The sequence below is a fragment of the Phyllobacterium sp. genome (genome assembly GCF_037994405.1).
GTDB lineage: Bacteria > Pseudomonadota > Alphaproteobacteria > Rhizobiales > Rhizobiaceae > Phyllobacterium.
The window spans coordinates 1-2,483 of the sequence record NZ_JBBNAN010000259.1 but is presented as its reverse complement, the minus strand read 5'-3'; the positions used below and the strand labels follow the sequence as shown (position 1 = coordinate 2,483).

The 2,483-nt window shown below is 55.9% G+C and carries 4 protein-coding genes; 1 reads left to right on the top strand and 3 read right to left on the bottom strand.

From position 1 onward, the window contains the following. From AAAC48_RS14395 to AAAC48_RS14385, 3 genes are all read right to left on the bottom strand, one after another. A partial coding sequence (locus AAAC48_RS14395; RefSeq protein WP_340654831.1) for a hypothetical protein occupies positions 1-291 on the bottom strand: 291 nt, incomplete at its 3' end. Then, positions 279-896, bottom strand: a complete 618-nt coding sequence (locus tag AAAC48_RS14390; RefSeq protein ID WP_340654830.1) for a lysozyme — start codon at positions 894-896, stop codon at positions 279-281. The genes AAAC48_RS14395 and AAAC48_RS14390, both read right to left, overlap by 13 nt. Continuing rightward, the gene (locus AAAC48_RS14385) at positions 886-1,107 is read right to left on the bottom strand and encodes a hypothetical protein (RefSeq protein WP_340654829.1); all 222 of its coding nucleotides are present in this window, start codon (positions 1,105-1,107) and stop codon (positions 886-888) included. Before AAAC48_RS14385 ends, AAAC48_RS14390 begins: the two co-directional genes overlap by 11 nt. Before the next feature lie 143 nt (positions 1,108-1,250). On the opposite strand from AAAC48_RS14385, the gene AAAC48_RS14380 reads away from it, so the two are divergent. Next, a complete protein-coding gene (locus AAAC48_RS14380; RefSeq protein ID WP_340654828.1) occupies positions 1,251-1,709 on the top strand; it encodes a hypothetical protein in 459 nt (152 codons plus the stop codon). Positions 1,710-2,483 lie beyond the last annotated feature (774 nt).

Below are 2,483 nucleotides of genomic sequence, written 5' to 3'. Positions count from 1 at the left end.
GTTCCGCAGCCACTGAAGGTCATCAGCGCCCCAGACAGCGCCATCAGCGCCGGTATCTTCCGAAATGATCTTTGCCAGCTTTTCATCTGCCACCTTCTTCGCTGCTGCCGCCGCCGTGGCGCGCTTTTGTGCTTCGTCATAGAGTTGTGATGCCAGGAGGCGGTCTCGCCTCTCCTTGGCCAGTAGCGCCTCGAGCGCCGTCTTTTCGAATAGAGCGACGTATCCAGATCGGGCAGCTTGGGCTGCTTTTGCCCGCTCCGTGCCTACACGGCCGACGATTAGTTCCCGCACCACGGGGATGCGATCGGCGAAGGGAAAGTCGCGAAGCGCTGGCACGCCCTCGTAAAAGGCCAACATCCCGATGATGATGCAGGCGGGCAGGCCGAGCGCGCGCAGGACGATGAGAACGGCTCCCATTTTCCGAGCCCTTCAAGGCAAAGCTTCCTTTCATCGGTCCGGCGCAGGACAAGCCCGCGGACGTTCTTCTTCGCGCCGGCGTTGACGTATAGAATCAGCGCATTGCAGGCGCCGCGGAGATCGCCGGCGTTGGCGAGACGCGCCATGCTCGACCGGCAGAAGGCACCAACGCCGACGTTGTAGCTATTGGAGAGGAAGGCGAGATAGCTCTTGTCCGGGATCGCGTCGGGATCCTTGAGACACTTGCGCATCCCAGTTTCGTGATCGACCAGGCTGTCAATCAGCATGGAATCGCACTGGCCCTTGGTGAACTTCATGCCTTTGTGCATGCCTTTGGTTTCGCCATAGCAACCGGTCCAGACACCGACGATGTCAGGATAGGAGACGAGCTTCAGGCCTTCCTTGCCGCCGACATAGCCGACAGCCGCCATGCCGAGCGCAGTGACGCCAACGAGGACGTTTCTCAATCTACTTTTCATCGGAAAGTCCCTTCTGGACGACAAGCCGGGCGACAAAGGCAGCGCCGACCGTGATGAAGGTCAGCGCAACAAAGACGCCTGGCGGGATTGGAAAAATGCCGTCGAGCAACGGCAACGCGACTTCTGCGCCGGACAACAGGCCGGCGAGCAGCATCAGGCGGATGCTCCACGCACGACGCAGAACAGCCCGCCAATTGGCGACTGGTTTCATTTGAGATTCCTGTGGTAGAATGGAAAAGACGCAAAACAGTCCACTTTGAACGCCCTTCAAAATGCACCCGACGAGGCTAATGAACTGAAGTTTGTTAATGCCGACAAATGGAGCGGTGTAATGGTCAAGCGGGTCGATGGAGCATGACCGAATCAAGCACATCGTGGATGTCGACGGTGACCGCTGTCGCAACATCGATTGGCGTGGCGGTCATTGGCTACTTTGGCTACCAGGTTCAAGCGAATAGTCAGCGTGCGGTAGAGGAGATACGCGCTCAAACAGCGATCCAACAATCGCTCCTGAATTCCACTTGTCAAACGCGACAGCTTGACATTGAGATGGTCAAGCTCGCCCTCAATATTCTTGGGGGAGAGATAAGTGACAAGACGAAGAAGAGCCGCGAGTTCGCCGTGAAACTGCTGCAAAAATATTCAGGAATTGAGTTGAAGGACGGCGACATTATCGCCTGGGTGGACAGCGGAACAGTGGACTTCAAGTTACCTAACGAAGCCCTACTCAATACGCAGCGAACAGCTCAGGGAATTGCTGCAGCAAAAGCAGCAGCAAAAATAGCGGCCACAAATGTGAGCCGCCCTTTTTGATGCGAATCACCGCTTGGTCCACTATTGGAACCGCGACCAAGCTTCACCATATATTAGTTATGGCAGCGCACGCTCCATTGGCTGATAGGCCAACAACTTCAGCCGGCCTGACTTGCCTTTGTATTGCGTATCGGCAGGTCAGGCTTCGCAGGCAAAGTGATCGAGCGTTATTTCATCGATGACGAGGATGGCGGACAGTGGCACATCGTTCTTCACCCTATAGACCTGTCGCCCGATCGTGCGAAGGGTCTTGGGTTGGTGTAAGCGACCGACTTAAACCGTTTTATCGAGCGCTCGGCTTATTGTTGATCAACTCTATTTCACGCAAGGTTTCAACGCTGGTCGACCCCGGCACGAGGCCCGGTTCACTGCTCCCCAAGGGTACGCCGGGCCTCACCTTTGTCCAGAAGCGGACAAGATGGAACAAAGTCGGTTTTTGTAGGTTTTCAGAATGCTGATTTCCAGGTCAGCTGAGTTCCTGACATGCCCCCCGTAACGTTCAGGGCTCAAAAATTAGACGGTGTGCCACAAGCTCGCCGTCGTTTTTTAGGGTGCGACGGGCTGTTCACCAACAGCGGAACCAAGGTTTGGATGAGGGAGATGGAAAAGGCTATGGGCGTCGCCCTTGGGGTCTTTCTGATCCTTTTAATGATCTATGCGCTGGTGCGCTTGGTGGATTGGGCGTTTTAGGTGGTTGCCTAGCTTAGCTAAGATCCAATCGGGCTCGCAAGCTGTGTCGTCCCATGGCACGGATGAGACGACCCACTGTTTACC

What these genes read in the sequence shown, in the direction of transcription:
- AAAC48_RS14390 (WP_340654830.1), bottom strand. Translation starts at nt 896, where the DNA reads ATGAAAAGTAGATTGAGAAACGTCCTCGTTGGCGTCACTGCGCTCGGC.
- AAAC48_RS14380 (WP_340654828.1), top strand. Translation starts at nt 1,251, where the DNA reads ATGACCGAATCAAGCACATCGTGGATGTCGACGGTGACCGCTGTCGCA.
- AAAC48_RS14385 (WP_340654829.1), bottom strand. Translation starts at nt 1,107, where the DNA reads ATGAAACCAGTCGCCAATTGGCGGGCTGTTCTGCGTCGTGCGTGGAGC.